The sequence below is a fragment of the Niabella yanshanensis genome, assembly GCF_034424215.1.
In the GTDB taxonomy this organism is placed as follows: Bacteria; Bacteroidota; Bacteroidia; order Chitinophagales; family Chitinophagaceae; genus Niabella; species Niabella yanshanensis.
In genome coordinates this window covers 2,222,246-2,241,979 of record NZ_CP139960.1, presented here as the reverse complement: position 1 = coordinate 2,241,979, position 19,734 = coordinate 2,222,246, and the positions used below count along the sequence as shown (strand labels likewise).

General features: G+C 43.8%; 11 protein-coding genes. 10 read left to right on the top strand and 1 reads right to left on the bottom strand.

The window, feature by feature from the left end; translation table 11 throughout:
• The first annotated feature begins 13 nt into the window (after positions 1–13).
• From U0035_RS09020 to U0035_RS08975, 10 genes are all read left to right on the top strand, one after another.
• Positions 14–3,658: a hybrid sensor histidine kinase/response regulator transcription factor gene (locus U0035_RS09020; protein ID WP_162817770.1), complete on the top strand. Its 3,645-nt coding sequence runs from the start codon at positions 14–16 to the stop codon at positions 3,656–3,658.
• A 278-nt stretch (positions 3,659–3,936) separates the two neighbouring features.
• The gene (locus tag U0035_RS09015) at positions 3,937–5,256 is read left to right on the top strand and encodes a rhamnogalacturonan acetylesterase (protein WP_114789663.1); all 1,320 of its coding nucleotides are present in this window, start codon (positions 3,937–3,939) and stop codon (positions 5,254–5,256) included.
• Positions 5,257–5,284: 28 nt separating this feature from the next.
• The gene (locus U0035_RS09010) at positions 5,285–5,581 is read left to right on the top strand and encodes a GntR family transcriptional regulator (RefSeq protein ID WP_114789662.1); all 297 of its coding nucleotides are present in this window, start codon (positions 5,285–5,287) and stop codon (positions 5,579–5,581) included.
• Between the two features lie 150 nt (positions 5,582–5,731).
• The gene (locus U0035_RS09005) at positions 5,732–6,295 is read left to right on the top strand and encodes a hypothetical protein (protein WP_114789661.1); all 564 of its coding nucleotides are present in this window, start codon (positions 5,732–5,734) and stop codon (positions 6,293–6,295) included.
• 175 nt (positions 6,296–6,470) lie between these two features.
• Positions 6,471–7,196, top strand: coding sequence for a succinate dehydrogenase cytochrome b subunit (locus U0035_RS09000; RefSeq protein ID WP_114789660.1), 726 nt, complete (start codon positions 6,471–6,473; stop codon positions 7,194–7,196).
• Positions 7,197–7,286: 90 nt separating this feature from the next.
• Positions 7,287–9,263, top strand: coding sequence for a fumarate reductase/succinate dehydrogenase flavoprotein subunit (locus U0035_RS08995; RefSeq protein WP_114789659.1), 1,977 nt, complete (start codon positions 7,287–7,289; stop codon positions 9,261–9,263).
• Positions 9,264–9,273: 10 nt separating this feature from the next.
• A complete protein-coding gene (locus U0035_RS08990; protein WP_114789658.1) occupies positions 9,274–10,239 on the top strand; it encodes a glycosyl transferase family 90 in 966 nt (321 codons plus the stop codon).
• A gap of 33 nt (positions 10,240–10,272) precedes the next feature.
• The gene (locus tag U0035_RS08985; protein WP_114789657.1) at positions 10,273–11,043 is read left to right on the top strand and encodes a succinate dehydrogenase/fumarate reductase iron-sulfur subunit; all 771 of its coding nucleotides are present in this window, start codon (positions 10,273–10,275) and stop codon (positions 11,041–11,043) included.
• A 328-nt stretch (positions 11,044–11,371) separates the two neighbouring features.
• On the top strand, positions 11,372–14,638 hold the full coding sequence (locus tag U0035_RS08980; RefSeq protein ID WP_114789656.1) for a valine--tRNA ligase: 3,267 nt from the start codon (positions 11,372–11,374) through the stop codon (positions 14,636–14,638).
• Positions 14,639–14,963: 325 nt separating this feature from the next.
• On the top strand, positions 14,964–16,652 hold the full coding sequence (locus U0035_RS08975) for a PNGase F N-terminal domain-containing protein (RefSeq protein WP_114789655.1): 1,689 nt from the start codon (positions 14,964–14,966) through the stop codon (positions 16,650–16,652).
• A gap of 250 nt (positions 16,653–16,902) precedes the next feature.
• On the opposite strand, the gene U0035_RS08970 is transcribed toward U0035_RS08975, so the two are convergent.
• A complete protein-coding gene (locus U0035_RS08970) occupies positions 16,903–19,716 on the bottom strand; it encodes a hypothetical protein (RefSeq protein WP_114789654.1) in 2,814 nt (937 codons plus the stop codon).
• Positions 19,717–19,734 lie beyond the last annotated feature (18 nt).

Genomic DNA, 19,734 nt, shown 5'->3' with positions numbered 1-19,734 from the left:
ATATTCATCGCCCATGGCTGTTTATCGGGGCATATTAACAGGACTTTTGATGGTGTTTTGCATCACCACCGCTAAAAGCCAGCCCGTAACTTTTGAATATATCACCGCGAAGAATGGTCTGCCGCAAAGTACTGTGCTGGGGATTGTGAAAGACAAGTACGGTTTTATGTGGTTTGGTACCTGGAATGGTCTTTGTCGTTATGATGGCTATTCACTTAAAATCTATCGTACGATACCCGGCGATACAACTTCCCTCTCCAGCAGCCGGATTCACTATTTATATAAAGATGAGAACGGCGATATATGGGTGTCGGTTTTCAATCAGGTAGTATGCCGGTATAACTATGCCACAGACAATTTCACCCGTTTCAAACTTTCTTCGCTCCCCATGCCCTTCAGGGATTCGGTCAACCGATTGAGAAGCCTCGATATATTCACCCACTCTAAAGACTTTATCCGGAATGTTATTGGTCCTTTCCATCTTTCTGAGAGTAAAGAGAGTATTTATTTCGAAACACCCGTTGACGGGCATGGGAGCCTGAACGATAATAATGTCAATTCCGTTTACCGGGATAACGAGGGGATACTTTGGGTAGGAACCCGGGCTGGTGGTGTTAATAAGGCAGACCTGAATGCCAATAAGTTCGAAAGTGAAATTATCCATGAACCGGGGCGGGCTAATGTGGGTACGGCCATCCGCTCTATGTGGGTGGATAAAGAGGGCGTCTGGCTGGGGTCTGATTACAACGGCCTTATTTATATGGATAAGCTAACGGGAGCTTATCAGTATGTATCTCCTCAACTTGCCAATGAAAACATCAAGGCGCTGCTTAAAGACAACAACGGACATATCTGGATTGGCAAAAGAAGTGGTTTGGATAAGTACGATCCCAAAACAAAACAAGTTACCTCTTATTTCAAATCTTCTGTAGAGCAAAGCAAGAGTCGCTTTTATGCTATCGCTGAAGATCCGATTACCCATGATTTATTGTTCTCTTACTATCATGGTGTTATTAAATATGATTACCGGACAAAGGCTTTAAAAGAGCAGCCACTTGCTGCATATGGCCGTTCGGGAGCCGGTTGCCTTTTTTTCGACTCAAAAAATAATCTCTGGATTGGCACAGAATATTCAGGAGTAATTCAGATAAAGAGAAATGCTTCTGGTAATACCTGGGTCGATACGGTTTTGTATACCACGATGGCTTCCGATTCCCGTTCGCCGGATGAAAGGGTATACGCGATAACAGAAGACTCCGAAGGTACGATCTGGGTGGGCGCTGCTAATGGGCTGACCCGCATTAATCCCCACACTAGGGCATCAAAAACCTACACGATCAAAGACGGGTTGGTCGATCACTATATAACACAGGTAATGGCCCAGGACCCAGGGTTTGTGTGGTTTGCGCATAAGAATGGCCTGTCTAAGTTTAATATAAAAACCGGCCATATACAAAACTATGCGGTCAAGAAACCCGGGCAGGAATATGAGTTCATGGACGGCTCGGGATTTTTCGATCTTGAGTCAGGGCAAATGTACTATGGCACTACACAGGGATTTGTTCATTTCGATCCGGATGAAATTATAGATAACCCTTTTTTGCCCGTCACCACCTTTACTAATTTACAGGTGCTGAATAAAACGGTAAAGGTGGGTGATACCATTAACGGCCGGGTAATTCTTTCCACCCCTTTACATTTGGCCAAAACAATTACGCTCACCCACGAGGATAAAAGCTTTTCGGTTGAATTTTCGGCCTTACATTTTTCCAACCCTGCGAGGAATCAATACGCCTATATGCTTGAAGGCCAGGATAAAGACTGGGTGTACATTGATGCGTCCCGAAGGGTGGCTGGCTATTCAAACCTGTCAGCAGGCAAATACCTGCTAAAAGTAATGGCCTCCAACAGCGATGGGGTCTGGAACCGGGTGCCTGCTACGCTGGAGATCATCGTGCTGCCTCCCTGGTGGAAAACGGGGTGGGCCTATAGCATTTACACATTGTTATCGTTGTTGGGCATCTACATCATTGTCCGGATTGTACAGGTGAGGCAGCAGTACCATCGGCAAATCCTTACCGAGCGTTTAAAAGCAGAAAAGGCGGAGGAGCTGGACCAGCTGAAGTCAAGTTTTTTTACCAATGTATCACATGAGTTTCGCACTCCTCTTACGTTGATCGTTGACCCGCTTAGATCTTTGTTAACCCGCCAGGATGCGTCTGAAAAGGAAATGGCACATTATAATGTAATGTATCGTAATGCGCAGCGTTTGTTGGCTTTGATCAACCAGTTCCTCGATTTTCGTAAAATAGAGTCGGGAAAAATGAGACTGCAACCGGTGCGACAGGATCTGGTCGCATTTGTAAAAAACACTGCGGCTGCATTTAGTTTTAAGGCTGAGGACCAAAATATACAGTTTGAAGTGATTGCAGAACCTTCGGTTATTCAACTAGGGTTTGATCAGGATGTTACCGGCAAGATCCTTTATAACCTGATATCTAACGCGTTTAAATTCACCCCGGCCGGTGGAACTATTTCTGTGAATGTGGCAGCCAACAGCGAGGCACCGGAATTGGTTGAAATAACAGTGACCGATACCGGCCTGGGTATTCCGGCAGATAAACTGGATAAGATATTCGATCCTTTTTTTCAGGTGGAGAGTGCGCAGCAACATGCCGGAACCGGGGTGGGGTTGTCTCTTACCAGGGAACTGGTAGCCTTGCATAAAGGAACGATCAGCGTGAGCAGTACTACCGGCACCGGAACAATTTTTACCTTGCTGTTAACTAACCTGGAGACAGATGCAAATGTGTCGACTCTTTCTAACACTCCTTTTCATGAAGAATTGAGCCCCTTAGAAGAGCAACCTATTGCTGAGCCGGCAACAGCTGCAGAGCGTTCTATCGTACTGGTAGTTGAAGATAATGACGATATCCGCAATTATATCCGGCAAAATCTGGCAGGTGAGTACACGATTTTGGAAGCATCGAATGGCATTGAAGGTTTAGGCAAAGCAATATCTGATATTCCTGACCTGGTTATCAGTGATATTATGATGCCGGGCATGAATGGTTTGGAAATGTGTAGGCAGTTAAAATCTGACGAAAAAACAAGCCATATCCCGGTAATATTGCTAACTGCCCGGCAATCTGACCAATATGAGGCTGAAGGTTATGAAACAGGAGCCGATGCCTATATCGTAAAACCATTCAGTATGCCGCTGCTACAGGTGCGGGTACGAAACCTGATCGCCAGCCGCGCGCAATTGCGACAATTATTTGCCCAATCTCCCGAGTCATATGCTAACCCGGTAGGGCTAACTGCTGCTGATAAGTCATTCCTGGCCAAAGCCACACGGCTGGTGGAAGAGCATATGTCCGAAGCCGAGGTGAACGTAGAATGGCTGGGGGGCCAACTGTTCATGAGCCGTACCCAGCTATACCGCAAAATAAAGGCAGTTACCAATCAGTCGGTACACGAGTTTGTCACCGGCATTCGCTTGAGTAAAGCCGCCGAAATGCTGTTGCAGGGGCAGCATTCGGTGACGGAAATTGCTTATACGGTAGGATATGCTGATGCTACCAGTTTTACCCGGATGTTCCAAAAGCAATACGGTACCACCCCAAAAAAGTACAGCCAAAGCTCTAAAACGGATTAATTCTTACCTGTTATTCTCCGGGGCAAGTTCCAGATCTCTTATTTCAGGTCGTTCCCTTACTTTTTACTGTTTTTGTATTATTTATTGATTATCAATACGATTCAAGTATCGGTTGTATCAAAATGCCGATTTTTTGGTACGATACAAGTGCCCCAAAACTGTTTTGTAAACTAGCTTCGGTAAGGAAATAATCAATAAAAATTGCTTGTAAATCCGAGTGACTTTTTCCATCAAAAAGAACCATACCAGGTGAGAGGGTTTGCCGGAAGTCAGAAAATATGAAACGAACGATTGTAATAACGATGTTGATATGGGCGGGCCTGTTTGTTAGCCATGCCCAAAGCCTCAGGTTTGATTTTGGAAAAGGAAAAGCTGAAAAGGGTTTTTTAAAAGTGCTGCCTGAAACTGTGTTCAGCCAGGAATTGGGATACGGGATCGATTTGGGGACAAAAGTAGTGGCCAATCAATCCGTTGGAAAAGCAGCGCTTACCGACGGATTTCTCACCAGCAATCAGCCGTTTTATTTCTCTGTAAAGCTACCCGAAGGTAACTACAATGTGAAAGTATGGGTTGGAGACGACCAGGGTGTTTCTGATGTGGCGATTCGCGCCGAAAACAGGCGCATGTTTGTCAATCGCCTGCAAACCGGAAAAGGAAAACACCAGCTGGTAGAATTTACTGTAAATATCCGCGATAGCCTGATTGCCGGCAGCAGGAATAAAGTACGCCTGAAATCAAGAGAATATGGGTACCTGCATTGGGACAATAAGCTTACGCTGGAATTTAACAGCACGCAACCCAGGATCAACGCCATAGAAATTACGCCCAATAAAAAAGCAGTGTCTGTTTTCCTGGCTGGTAATTCAACGGTAGTAGATGGAGCCGGCGAGCCTTTTTCGGCCTGGGGGCAGATGTTCCCTTACTTTTTTAAACCCGGCAAAGTGGCGATCGTCAATCTCGCAGAGTCGGGGGAAACCCTGAGCGGTTTTATTGCGGCACGCCGGTTTGCCAAAATGTTGAGCCTGATGAAGCCTGGAGACTATGCATTGGTGGAATTTGGGCATAACGATCAAAAACAAAAAGGAGCAGGAGTAGGAGCATTTACTACCTATAAAAAAGATCTGGAATATTTTATAAGTGAAGTTAAAAAGAAAGGCGGTCACCCGGTTTTGGTGACTTCTGTACAACGCCGGCGATTTGAACAGGGAAGGATTGTAGAAACCCTGGGTGATTATCCTGCCGCTGTAAGGCAAACGGCTCTGGAACAAAATGTTCCGCTGATCGATCTGAATGCGATGAGTAAAATACTTTTCGAATCGATGGGAGAGCAGCCTTCTTTACTAGCCTTTGCCCATTTTCCGGCCGGAGCCTTTCCCGGCAGGGCCGAAGCCATAGCCGACAACACACATTTCAGACCTTTTGGAGCCTATGAAGTAGCCAAATTGATCCTGAAAGGTGTCAGAGACGCCAAACTGGATCTGGCCGAAGAAATTAAAGCCACCGAGCCATTATTCGATCCTACCCAACCGGATGCTTATGACAGCTTCTACTGGCCTGAAAGTCCGGGAAGAGATGCTACCAAACCTGACGGTAATTAAATCAGTACTTAATTAAAGCGATGCATATATGAATACGATTTTTAAAAACGGAAGAATGACATTTGATGTTCAATTGGATATTGACGTCGACACCTCATCCAAACTATTCCTGTATTTGCAGGTAAAACAGGTAATCAAACAAGCTATTGTCAGCGGACAAATAGAAAAGGGCATACGCCTCCCCTCCGCCCGTGAAATTGGTAAAACCAATGTGGTTTCCCTGGCAACGGTAGAGCGGGCTTACCGCGACCTGAGGCGTGAAGGTATTGTTGAAAAAAGAAAGGGCGACGGGTATTTTGTCTCTGAAAGAGTAGGTATGAATTAATGCAGACTGTTAACAGCGGGCTAAAAACCTGCAGATTGCTGACCTGTCTTTGCGATTCAGGTAAATCATTTTACCTTTCGGGCAACTGATTTAAACAATGTATACAAACCCTTTGTATATAGAATATATCAGGAGCTAAAATCGCAAGACATGCATGAGCTGGAACCTTTTTACAACTGGCAACATATTTACGTAAGTGAGGAGGATGAACGTTCTCCTTTTTTTGGTGCAGAGCACTCCCAGTTTGAGTATACAGATACCATCTACAATTATTATATCCATCCCCAATGGGAATATTTTGGCAGCCGTACACTTTACTTAAAAGTGTTGATGGCTGATTATGAAGAGGGCTATGCCGTTATTGAATTGATAGGAGAGTGGAATGATGCCGTAGAAAATGATATCATGACCTTTAAAAGGGATGTCCTGGAAGTGTTCATGCATGAGGGTATACATAAGCTCATATTAATTGCAGAAAATGTGCTCAACTTTCACAGCAGCGATAAAGAATATTACGAAGAGCTGCATGAGGAGCTTTCAGATGAAGATGGATGGATTGTATGCCTGAATATGCCGGAGCAAACCCAGTATGATTTTAAACACGCCAGGCTCAACCAGTTTATTGAATTGATGAACCTGGATAATTGGCGAACTTACAAGCCTTATCATCTGTTTAAGAAAATAGATGAGCAAATCAGTAAAAGATTATTGTAACGCAGTGCTGCTCAATAGCAGGGATGCATACTATAACCTCATCTCCGCATGTGAAATAGAAGGAGTGTCCATTACCATCGAAATTCCACAGCGCAATCGTTTCCGTCATTTTTTTGTCATGGAATTGATAATTCTGCGTTACTTTTGCGCCATTCACTAATTAGATTTAGCTTATATGAACTGGTCTCAACTATTTACGTCGAGTGTAGGAAAGAAAATAACGATGGCGCTCTCCGGTCTTTTCCTGGTAGCTTTTTTACTGGTTCATGCCGGTTTGAATGCTTGTATCTGGGCAAACGACGGAGGTGTAATGTTTAATGTAGCAGCACATTTCATGGGTGCCAATGTAGTGCCCCGGGTATTAGAGATCGGTTTGTTTGTGTTTTTCTTATTGCATATTATCCAGGGTTTGGCGTTAGAGATACAAAATCGCAGCAAACGTAAGGTTGGATATGCTATTCCGATGGGTAACCGGGGAAGCAAATGGTATAGCCGCGCCATGGGTATTTTAGGTTCTATCATCCTTATTTTTCTGGTAATACACCTGATCGATTTCTGGATTCCATCACGTTTCGGCGGTTTGGGGCAGATGTATATTGATATGTCAACCCACCAGATCGTTGACGCGGGCACTCCGGGCGCTAAAGAATTTCATGATTTGTATGGAGAAATGTTATACAAGTTTACCAGTTACCCCTGGATTTCTGTTGTATACATTTTAGGTGTTATTGCTTTGTTCTGGCACCTGGTGCATGGTATCCAGAGCGCATTTCGTACGTTTGGAGTAACTAATCACAAATACATCAATATATTGACCGTGGTAGGCTGGAGCTTTGCTATCATCGTTTGTGGTGCGTTTATTTTAATGCCTATCAGCTTCCTGGCCGGCTGGATCAGTTAATATAAGGCCTGGTAGTATTACAGTTCTGAAAAAAGAAAGTGGTATTTGAGGTAAAACTCAAATTATAAAACTCAAATCATAAATTGAATTATGCTTGATTCAAGAATACCCGAGGGTAAGTTGGAAGACAAATGGAATGATTATAAAGGTCATTGTAAGCTGGTAAACCCTGCTAACAAAAGAAAGTTAGAGATCATCGTGGTGGGAACCGGTTTGGCCGGGGCATCTGCAGCCGCTTCTTTAGGTGAGTTGGGCTACAGGGTAAAGGCTTTCTGTTTCCAGGACTCTCCGCGCAGGGCGCACTCTATTGCTGCGCAGGGTGGTATCAATGCGGCTAAAAACTATCAGAACGACGGGGATTCTGTTTTCCGTTTATTTTATGATACCATCAAAGGCGGTGATTACCGCGCGCGTGAGGCTAATGTTCATCGCCTGGCCGAAGTGAGTGTAAACATTATTGACCAGTGTGTGGCGCAGGGTGTACCTTTTGCCCGTGAGTATGGTGGTTTGTTAAATAACCGCTCTTTTGGCGGTACACAGGTAAAACGAACTTTTTATGCTGCCGGTCAAACCGGTCAGCAATTATTGATAGGCGCTTACCAGGCTTTGGAAAGGCAAGTGGCTTTAGGTAATGTGCAGCAGTATACCCGCCACGAAATGCTGGATATCGTAATGATTGACGGTAAAGCCCGTGGTATCATTGTTCGCAACCTGATCACAGGTCAGTTGGAAAGGTATTTCGGACATGCAGTAATACTGGCTTCCGGTGGATACGGGAACGTTTTTTATCTTTCTACCAACGCAATGGGTAGTAACGTAACCGCAGCATGGAAAGCCCATAAAAAAGGTGCGCATTTTGCGAACCCTTGCTTTACACAAATTCATCCCACCTGTATCCCTGTTTCGGGCGATCACCAAAGTAAGCTGACACTGATGTCAGAGTCACTGAGAAATGATGGTCGTATCTGGGTGCCTAAAAAGCAAAATGATAACCGCAAAGCCAACGATATACCTGAAGAAGAAAGAGATTATTTCCTGGAGCGGAGATACCCGGCCTTCGGTAACCTGGTACCTCGTGATGTGGCTTCGCGTGCGGCTAAAGAAAGATGTGATGCGGGTTATGGTGTAGGTACTACTAAACAGGCGGTTTACCTTGATTTTAAGTATAACCTGGTCAATAAATACGGAAGAACAGAAGCCAATAAACAGGGTATCCAAAATCCCGACCAGGAAACCCTGGTACGATTAGGTAAAGAAGTGGTGAAGGAAGAGTATGGTAACCTTTTCGATATGTACGAAAAAATTACCGGTGAAAACCCCTACGAAGTCCCAATGCGTATTTACCCGGCGGTGCACTATACTATGGGAGGTGTTTGGGTAGATTATGAACTGATGACTTCGGTAAAAGGTTTGTATTGCCTGGGTGAGGCCAACTTCAGTGATCACGGCGCCAACCGTTTAGGCGCTTCTGCACTGATGCAGGGACTGGCCGACGGTTACTTCGTTCTGCCTTATACAATTGGAAATTACCTGGCTGATGAAATTGCGGTGAAGCCCATACCTACTACAGATAAGGCTTTTGTTGAAGCGGAGGCCGCGGTGAATGCACGCATCACCCAGCTGATGAATATCAAAGGGACGCAGTCTGTTGAAAGTTTCCACAAACGTTTGGGTAAGATCATGTGGGAGAAATGTGGAATGGCGCGTAACGAGCAGGGATTAACGGAAGCTATTGCAGAGATACAGGCGCTTAAGAAAGAATTCTGGAGCAATGTGCGCATACCTGGTGGCATCCACGAAATGAATCCTGAACTCGATAAGGCCAATCGTGTAGCCGATTTTATTGAATTGGGAGAATTAATGTGCAAAGATGCATTAGAGCGTAAAGAAAGTTGTGGTGGTCACTTCCGCGAAGAGAGCCAGACAGAAGATGGAGAAGCATTGCGTAATGACGAAGCATTCATGCACGTGGCTGCGTGGAAATACAACGGCGAAAGTAACTGGGAGCTGGTGAAAGAGCCGCTTGATTACGAGGTGATCAAGCCGTCTCAGAGAAACTATAAGTAATAGCCTGTTCATGCGAATAAAAAAAACTTTTAAGCCGGTTTATTATTTCAATGCCTATTCCAATCACACCAGGTTGTTATTGGGGGGCAGAAAGAATATTAATGCGGTATTAAAAGATATTTCGCAGTTCGATATTGAATATTTGAAAGACCGGGTTAACTATTACAACAAATTAGAAACTATAACGCCAATAGGCAATGACGCTCCTGCGATAGAAACATTTAAGAGGCTGGAGAAGCCCGATAAATTTTCAACTTATCATCATGATAGTTTAGAATACCTGATTTATTATAAGCCGGAGTTGAGGTTGAATTACGTATTTGGCGATATCACTTATGTACCGGATTCCCCTTCGATCATCAAAAGCAGGCCGGTTAAGGCGAACGAGAACTCTGTCGTATTAAAACTGGACAGGACCCGGCATTACAGGTTTGTGGAAGATGAAATTCCTTTCGGGAATAAAAAAAATATACTAATCAGCAGGGGAGCAGTGGAACAACCCCACCGGGCCGCTTTTTATAAGATGTATTTTGAACATCCGCTGTGTGATTTAGGGCATGTGTGTCCCAGGGGCGGGTATGATGAATGGGTAAAACCCTACATGTCGATACCCGAACAGCTTCAATACAAATTTGTGCTTAGTCTGGAAGGGTTTGATGTGGCTACCAATTTAAAGTGGGTAATGTCGTCATCAAGTATTGCGGTAATGCCCCGCGCTAAATATGAAACCTGGTTTATGGAAGGCCGGCTGATCCCGGATCAGCACTATATTTGTATAAAAGACGATTACTCTGATCTGGAAGAGAAACTGGACTATTATATCAATCATCCTCAACAGGCGATGGCAATTATTAAAAATGCCAACGAGTATGTGCGACAGTTTCAAAATACGAAGCAGGAGCGCATCATCAACCTGTTAGTTCTGGATAAGTATTTTTATTACACAGGACAAACGTCCAACTGGATATTGAGATAGATATTTTTGAACAACGTTAAGATAGTTACATATATGGAACATTACAATATGAACCTCACTTTAAAAGTGTGGAAACAAAAAGACGGGAAAAGTAAAGGTGGTTTTGAAACTTACCAGGTAAAGAATATTTCCTCTGAAATGTCTTTTTTGGAAATGTTTGACGTCTTAAATGAGCAATTGATACACGAAGGAAAAGAGCCTATCGCATTTGACCATGATTGTCGCGAAGGTATTTGTGGTATGTGCTCTATGTATATTAATGGTCGTCCGCATGGTCCATGGCAAGGTACCACTACCTGCCAGCTGCACATGCGTGCATTTAAAGATGGCGATACTATTGTGGTGGAGCCATGGAGAGCCAATGCCTTCCCGGTTGTAAAAGACCTGGTGGTAGACCGTTCTTCTTTTGATCGCATTATTCAGGCAGGTGGCTATGTCTCTGTAAATACTGGTGTAACTGTGGATGGTAATGCTATTCCTATTAACAAGGATAATGCAGATAAAGCGTTTGCAGCAGCGGCCTGTATTGGCTGTGGCGCTTGTGTAGCCGCTTGTAAAAACTCTTCAGCCTTATTATTCCTTTCGGCAAAAACTTCTCACCTGGCTTTATTACCGCAGGGACAGACAGAAAGAAATAAACGATCGCTGGCAATGGTGGCTCAAATGGATAAAGAAGGTTTTGGTAGCTGTACTAATACAGGTGCCTGCGAAGCCGTTTGTCCAAAAGAAATTGAGATCACAAATATCGCGCGTTTAAACAGGGACTTTACCGCTGCAGGATTAGCAGCGGATGTTAAAGGCTGATGTTTTTATTAAATATCTTTGCAATCGAACCTCCTGTTAGCTACAGGAGGTTTTTCGTTGGTGTTACGAGCCGTATTTTTATTTTTTTTCGATAGCAGGTTTTTGTATACACTTTTTTTTAAAACACCTCGTTTTACTTTTACGAGTTTTTTGGGCAACGAATCCTTTCCCTCCGGGCTGCGCTTTGAAGCTTAAATGGCGGTGTAAACATTCGATACTAATATTACGGTACCCGCTTATACAGAGTAGATTTTTAGCCAGCTTTAACGCTCATAAACCCTGTTTTCTAGTTTCCCAACAAGTATAAAAGCAGTAAATTTGCACCCTTATGCAATTATCGAAAAATTTTGAACCTGCACAGGTTGAGCAGCTTTGGACCAATCGTTGGAAAGAACAAAAATATTTTGAAAGTAAGCCGGATGGCAGGCCTGCTTTTACAGTGGTCATTCCACCTCCCAATGTAACCGGTGTTTTACACATGGGGCACACATTGAATGAAACTGTCCAGGATATTTTGGTGCGTAGGGCCAGAATGACCGGCTTTAATGCCTGCTGGGTACCGGGCAGCGACCATGCCTCAATTGCTACTGAAGCTAAAGTGGTGCAGATGCTGCGTGAAAAAGGCATCGATAAGAATACGTTAACCAGGGACGAATTCCTCAAATATGCATTTGAATGGAAGGATAAATATGGTGGTATTATTTATAACCAGATTGAACGCCTGGGCTGTAGCGTAGACTGGAGCCGCGTGACTTTCACAATGGACGATCATTATTATGACGCCGTAATAAAAGTATTCGTAGACCTGTATAAAAAAGGAATGATATACCGCGGCGCCCGTATGATCAACTGGGACCCGGTTGCTAAAACTGCTTTAAGCGATGAAGAAGTGGAGTATCGTGAGGTGCAGAGCAAGCTGTATTATGTACGCTATAAGCTGGATCAGCAATCTTTTGACGCTTTGGGCGAGCCGGCAACAAAGTACTGGACCTTGACAGATTTATTGAACAAAGCAAAATCTACGGTTAAGAATTTTCTGAATAAAATAAAAACTGACAAATCCAACTCAATAGAAAAAACCATTATTGGTAATGTAACAGAAGAAGGTGCATTGTTTTTGACGCAACTTACAGGTGTAGAAATTACGGCAGAATATACACACACTATTGATAGAAGCAGCTTTAATCATGTAATTAATAACCACGGGAACGAAAGTATTGAAGAGAGCAGGGGCCAATTGGCAATAACAGAAAGCGATTTTGAATTAATCATTGATGTGTTAAACCAGCCCGATGAAATAATGGCTTCCGGTGTTACTCATCAGGGAAAAGAAACGATTACTTATTCAAAGCAATTGAATGATGGTACTATCATCTACCTGGAAGAAATAAGAACCGGGCGCAAAGAGCTAAGCCTTGTAACGATGCGTAAAATGAAAGGGAAGACTGGTTTAGAATCTTCCCTTACAAACAGGCGAGCTATGCCTTCCGTCGAAGCGGAATCCTTCTCTCACACGTCCGAAACGACTCCTGTTAATACAAAGTTACCAAAAGTTATTGATTTTGCCATTTTTGCGGGTAATGAGGAACCGGTAAATGACTACATCACTATCGCCACTACGCGCCCGGAAACTATTTTGGGCGATACTGCTATTTGTGTAAACCCTAATGATGAGCGATACCAGCATTTGAAGGGTGCTTATGCCTTTGTGCCGTTGATTAATCGTCGCATCCCGTTGATTTTTGATGAGTATGTAGACATGGAATTTGGTACAGGTGCATTAAAGATCACACCTGCACATGATATCAATGACTATAACCTTGGGTTAAAGCATAATCTGGAAGTTATTGATACTTTAAACGATGACGGTACTTTAAGCGATGCTGCGCAGCTTTATATTGGAGAAGACCGGTTTGACGTTCGCAAAAAGATCGCAACTGATCTGGAAGCATCGGGTAACCTGGTGAAAACAGAGGATATCAATAATAAGAATGGTTTCTCACAAAGAAGCAATGCGGTAGTTGAACCAAAAATCTCTACCCAGTGGTTTTTGAAAATGGCAGAGCTGGCTGAGCCGGCGCTTAAAGCAGTGGTAGAAGGCGATATCAAAATTCATCCGGGTGACCGCTTCTTAGCGACGTACAAACACTGGCTGGAAAATGTTAAGGATTGGTGTATCAGCCGCCAGTTATGGTGGGGGCAGCAAATACCTGCCTGGTACACGCCAGATGGCGCCTGCGTTGTAGGCGCAACCAAAGATGAAGCATTTAGCAGTTTGTCGGGTAGTCAATGGACTATCGATGATCTTCGTCAGGACAGTGATGTACTGGATACCTGGTTCTCCTCCTGGTTATGGCCATCGCAGGTGTTTAAGGGTGTTACGGAGCCAGGCAACGAGGAACTGAAATACTACTACCCGACTTCGGTACTTGTAACCGGGCAGGATATTATTTTCTTCTGGGTAGCAAGAATGGTAATGGCTGGTTTGGAATATGAAAAAGAAATTCCGTTCAAGGATGTATACTTCACAGGTATGGTGCGCGACAAGTTGGGTCGTAAAATGTCTAAGTCTTTAGGTAATTCGCCAGATCTGCTGGAGCTGATTGATAAATATGGAGCAGATGCGGTACGCTTTGGTATTATGATTGCCGCCCCGGCAGGGAATGACCTGCTGTTTGATGAAGCTTCATTGGAGCAGGGGCGCAATTTTAATAATAAGATATGGAACGCGCTGAAGCTGGTAAAGATGTGGGAGGAAAATCCGAACGGCGTGACGCAGGATGATAAAAATACAAATGATGACTTTGCGGCCCAATGGATGCGCAATCGTATCAACGAAGCAAGGATAGAGGTTGAGCGCTTGTTAAAAGAGTTCAAATTAAGTGAAGCGCTGAAAACAATTTATTCGCTGATATGGGACGATTTCTGCAGCTGGTACCTGGAATGGCAAAAGCCTGAGTTTGGGGGCGCAACGCTCAACAGTAAATTACAGGCTACTATTGGATTTTTCGAAGAACTCTTGCAGTTGTTGCATCCTTATATGCCGTTTATTACTGAAGAAATTTATCATCAGTTAAGGCAGCAAAGAGATGACTTGTCCGTGAAACAGTTTGATGTCGCAGGGACTGTTGATAGCAAAATCATTGCACAGGGAGAAATATTGAAAAATGTGATCAGTGCTGTAAGAGATGCGCGGGTGAAGAACAGCATTAAAAACAAAGAGTCCATTAAGCTATATATCCAGGCTGAGAACCGCGGCGATTACGAAGCATTATTTAGTATTTTAGAAAAACAGGTAAATGCGGAAGGAATAGCTTTCACAGATGCCGCTGTCGAAAAATGTATCAACGTCCTGGTTCAAAAAGACAAGCTGTTTATTGAGACCCAAACCGAATTAGATACAACCGCTCAAAAGGAGCAATTAGAGAAAGATATCGTTTACCTGGAGGGATTCCTGGCATCAGTTGAGAAAAAGCTGGGTAACGAACGTTTTGTGCAGAATGCCAAACCTGAAGTAGTGGATATAGAGAGAAAGAAGAAGGCCGATGCGGAAGAGAAGATCATTGCCTTGAGAGAAGCGCTGGCGTCGTTGTAGTTATATAAATTTATAGATAAATTAATCCCGGTAGTTATTGGTCTGCCGGGATTATTATTTTAACGGATAACTTCAAATAGCAAAAGTAGCCACAGTGCGGGTCGCCCTATGGTCTAGTCGCGTTTCGTCACACGCTGGGTTTTAGTAGGGATGTCGAAGCTCAGAGCTCTGAATAATGGCTATATTATTTCTGTGCTGCATTTTGTTAAGCAGCCATGCGCGTGTCCTCACGCGCGGTACCGGAAGTTTCACTTTCCCGCTCATTATTTTAAAAAGTCCTCCGGCAGAAATTCGCTGCCGGTACACTACATTTGATTAAAAAAGTATGAAGCCGCTACGCTTAATAATTGGTATCGTCACCTTTACATTATATACATCATTAGCTGTAGGGCAAATTCCCTTTCAGTCTGATAATAATACTTATCGGATCACTTATACTTCTTCAGTCAATGGAAAGACATCGCCTAACCAGAACAGGATTGTAGTATTTACAAATGCGCGGCAGACGCTCATTACCAATGAAAAGGATTTTAAGGGAGAAGGTAAATACCCGTTGGAGGTTTCATTGGTTAACAGAACTAATCTTTCACAGCAATTATATACTCTACTCGATCATGCAAATTGTATCGCCACTATCGATTCTACTGCCATAAAAAATCAGCAAATTGAATTACAGGAAGGAAACAAAAAAATATTGGGTTACAACTGTAAAAAAGCAAAAACGGTTGTCAATTCCAATACCATCGAGTTTTGGTACACAAGCGATTTGCCTGTAAAGGGCGCGCCAACTGTATTAGGCCAAAACCTGGGACTGGTATTGGAAATGATTCGCAACGGCAATTTTGTAATGAGCGCTGACGAGGTAAAGAAAACTGCCTATACAAATCCATCCCGGTTTGCTTCTATCAAGCCAAGGCTGTTTGATCTTTTAAGCTATCGCGACGAAATCTGGCGTAATCGTTTTACCACTATAGAATTGTTTAAAGACCAGCTGATCAACTTCTCTGACACTGCGACCGTCAAGCCGGATGTAATGCGATTTGCCAATGGAACGATTGTGGTGAAGAAAGTCAAGTTTCCTTCCCTGGCCGATGCAAAGACGGTTTTTTTAGACTTACAGGAGCAGTCTAACGGAGACGCCTATGATCGAACGGGTACGGTATTCTTAATCCCGGTTGATAAAAAACAATCCTTTCTGGATGGCCTGAAAAACGGGGTATCAACCTTGCCCGTTTTTGAAAATGGAAACGGCAAAAAATACCAGGGTGTAGCAGCCACGGTAGATTATAGTCCTGCGATTGAATTAATGCGTTTTTTTACGCCGTTCGGAATTAAACAGTATAATCATATTCAGTTAAAAGGTAAAGACTGGCACCAGGTGGTTCCCTACAGGCAGGATATAACAGCTTATGCCTCTCTGCTGGACGGCAAGGAAGTTTATATAGGTGTATTCATCGGCAACTATGATAAAGGAGGGCATAAAATAAACGCCGCTATTACCGTTCACAGGGGAGGAGACGAGCCGCCCAAAAAAGTGGTGTCACTGTTTAATACCCTTAACATTATGGAAATGGCCGGGCAGGAATATGCTACTATGTTTGATAAGCCAGAGGGATTAACGGTTCAGTTTGAATTGAACGAAGCTATCAGTAGTGCGGTTCTCCGATATACCACTACCGGGCATGGGGGCTGGGGCAACGGTGATGAGTTTGTGCCCAAAGAAAATACGATCTTATTTGATGAAAAGACCATTTTTAAAATGGTTCCCTGGAGAGAAGATTGCGGATCTTACCGGTTATTCAATCCGGCATCTGGAAATTTTGCAACAGGTTTGTCTTCTTCCGATCTGAGCCGCTCCAACTGGTGCCCTGGTACTGTAACCAATCCTTTTGTAGTACAGCTGGGAAATTTGTCAGCCGGAAAGCATACTATACAGGTGCGGATACCGCAAGGCGCCCGGGAAGGCAGCAGCTTTAGCGCCTGGAATGTGAGTGGTGTGATTGTGGGTGATTAGCGGATAAATGTATGTAATCCGAGCCTGACCTGTCAGGTTTGCAAACCCGCTTCATAATCCCGAATATATTCAGCAAACGCAGTTTTGCTTCCCAACCAGTTGATCACTTCAAAAATTGCTTCTCTGTTGTTTCCTCGGTTATAAATATGATAATAGCATCCCGGAACCAGGTGTTCTTGATAGGTGTTCACTTCTGAAGTTACGAAATTGTATGGACTCAAACAGTTAATTGAAGCCTGTCAGACTTCATTTACCTCGGTATTAAGCTTGTTGGTAGTATAAACTCAAAAAAAGGCTTTCTATCCTGCCCGGGTATAGCGCTCAATAAAGAACCAGCCCTAAACCCAAAAGTTAACGGGTGTTGATTCCACCATTTGGTATCCAAATAAATTTCTGCGCCAGTGCTTTGGAGTGTAGACTGGTGTGTATCTTTTTTATTGAAAGCCCGTGTATAATCGTAGAAGATATTGGCCCTTACTCGTTGCAGGTAAAAAATATTAGCAAATCCACAATCAGGATAGAACACGGGAAAATGATAATTCGCCCTGGCTGTGTAAATTCCCGCAGAATCTCTGCCGGAATATCCTCTGGCAAAGGCAGTGCGGTTGCCGAATACCCTTTGCTCAGATCCTGCATATTGAACAGCTCCGTTTAGCACCAGGCTATGCGCCCGTAAAAGGCCAGGCAAATATAATATAGCACCCCCATAGCCCTGCCAGCTGTCGTAAAGATTTAATGCATGTCTGAACTGGGTATTGATACTATATCCCCACCTCGGGTAAATATCCTGAACCGTAGTTTGCACCTGCTGTGTCCAGCTAATGCCATGGGCAAGGTAACTGAACTGTAATTCTTTAAATTGATTTTTGGTGGGACCTTTATTAAAATCAGTACGATAGTAATAGTTGCTTCCGATATTAAGCGTTTTATAGGTGCGGTTGCTGGTCCAGTTTAACGGAACACTTACACCAATATAATTATTCCATTCATTCCACTGCCTTAACTTGTTCGACGCAAAAGCACGGCGATCAAAAGTATAATTCGAGCCCAGGCTTATATAGGGGAAAAGACCTCCATAGGTAATAGCTCCGCCCGCAGTATGCGTTCTGTCATTTTCGTTATACACATAATATAATTGTGTTTCGGTAGTATTTAAAATATTATTGCCATAAATCGTAAAACTGAATTCAGGGTCTGAATAGTTGGGACGCCAGCTATGAAAATTAAAGGGATGCGTTAGCTTCCGGTAGGACTGGGGAACAGCATGGGGTGGAGATGCTGTCATTAACTGATCAGAGGCATGAATGCTATCGGTTACCAGACCGGTTTGATTATTGACAAAGGCATCCATAGAAAGTGGTTGCCATTTAGCCCGGATTTCGTCGGTTTGTTGTAGCTGGAAACCATCGGCTGTGAACATGCTCCAGTTCAGCTTGTTGAAATCGCTGCTGGCAAAATAGCTGCCAACACCAGGAGTTGGTAATTGAAAGAGTTGTTGCTGCGCCAGATCGTAATAAAATAATTCATCCTTTAAATGCTTAGAAGCGGTGAAATATATCTTACCGTTATTGATAGCAATATTACCGATTACAGTAGATGAAGGTGGTGTGATATTTTTAATGCTGCCACTAAAAACATCTACGGCCGCTATTGCAGTTGTAGCATCCTTGTTGCGTAATACAGCAACGACGGTACTGTCATTTAAGAACTTAGGATTGGAAAAGTAATTAACGCTGTCATTAATGAGGGCTCTGAGAACGCTTCCATTGGCCGCATTTAAGAAAGTTAGTGCAGACCTTCCGTCCAGGGCAACACTATTCGTCACTATCGTTTTTCCATCGTCCGAAATGTCGGGAGAGAAATACCTCGATTGGTGCGTGATCGTTCGCTGCTGCCCGGTTGCTACATCCAGTACTTTGATAACGTTATAGCTGACCCAGCGCCAGCGGGGGTGCGATTCGTAAGCTGCATAAACAATTTTCCCGTTGCGATAGCTATATTGGTCTTCAATACTAATATCACGCAAACGGAGTAAACGCTCACCTTCAGGACCTTTTATATAAAAGCCGGTTCTGTGGTTATTAGAGGATTTTTGATATAACAGGCTGGTTTCTGAGAGCTGGAAAGGGAATGTATATTGGGTGAATGTTTTTGTATTGCTGGCGAATACATTAAGACTGTCCACCAACATTCCGGGATTTTCTAATTGGTACTGTGCTTTATAATGATTAAAGGCATTTTGCCTGAAATCTTTGTAAGAAATGCCCGAATGCCGCTGAACTGACTTTTGCAGCGGGTAGAACAAGCCTTTGTATGCGCTGGCATCCCGGGTTATCTTGCGCCAGAAATCATAACCATGTTGCCGGGAACCGTAATTTACGAGCAGGTATCCCAGGTCATAATGGTTGGGCACATAGTCTTTTAAAGAGCCGTTCCTGATCTTCATCCAGCTATAATCTTTGCCCGATTGCCACAAAGCGGGAAAGGCTTTTAGGAAAAAGGGCAGGGTACCCCGGCCATGGGGGGCCAGCAGGCTTTCACTATATACAGCATCGCCTTCAAAAAACCAGTTGGGTACAGCGGCATTAACGGCCAGCGCATAACCTTCCTGCCCGAACAGCTTTTTCATAACCGCGCTCAGGCCATTATTAAAATTGTTATACTGCTGCACATGCCGGTACTCGTGTACTGTAAGCTGGGCAAGCCAGGAAAGACTACTGGGGTCATAGTTGTCTGGCGAAGGGGTAGTATAAAACTCGCTGCGGAAAGGCCCCATCGACACGTAGCCATTGGTGATGACCGGCTGGTTTTGTAATACGATATCTATCTTTTCCAGCTTTTTACCCAGGCTCAACTGATCTTTCAGGGATACCTGGCTAATAAAAGCCGCCACCCGCCGGGCAACAGAGTCAAATCCTTCCGGAAATATAACCCGCGCAGTATCGGTATTTATTTGTCGCCATCGCATGCGGGCAGGGTTACCGCCAAATTGCTGGGCATCAGCTAAATTACTTTGAAGGAGCGCCACAATGATTAACGGAATTAAGATAAAAAACCTGCTCATATACAGTTGCCGGAAATA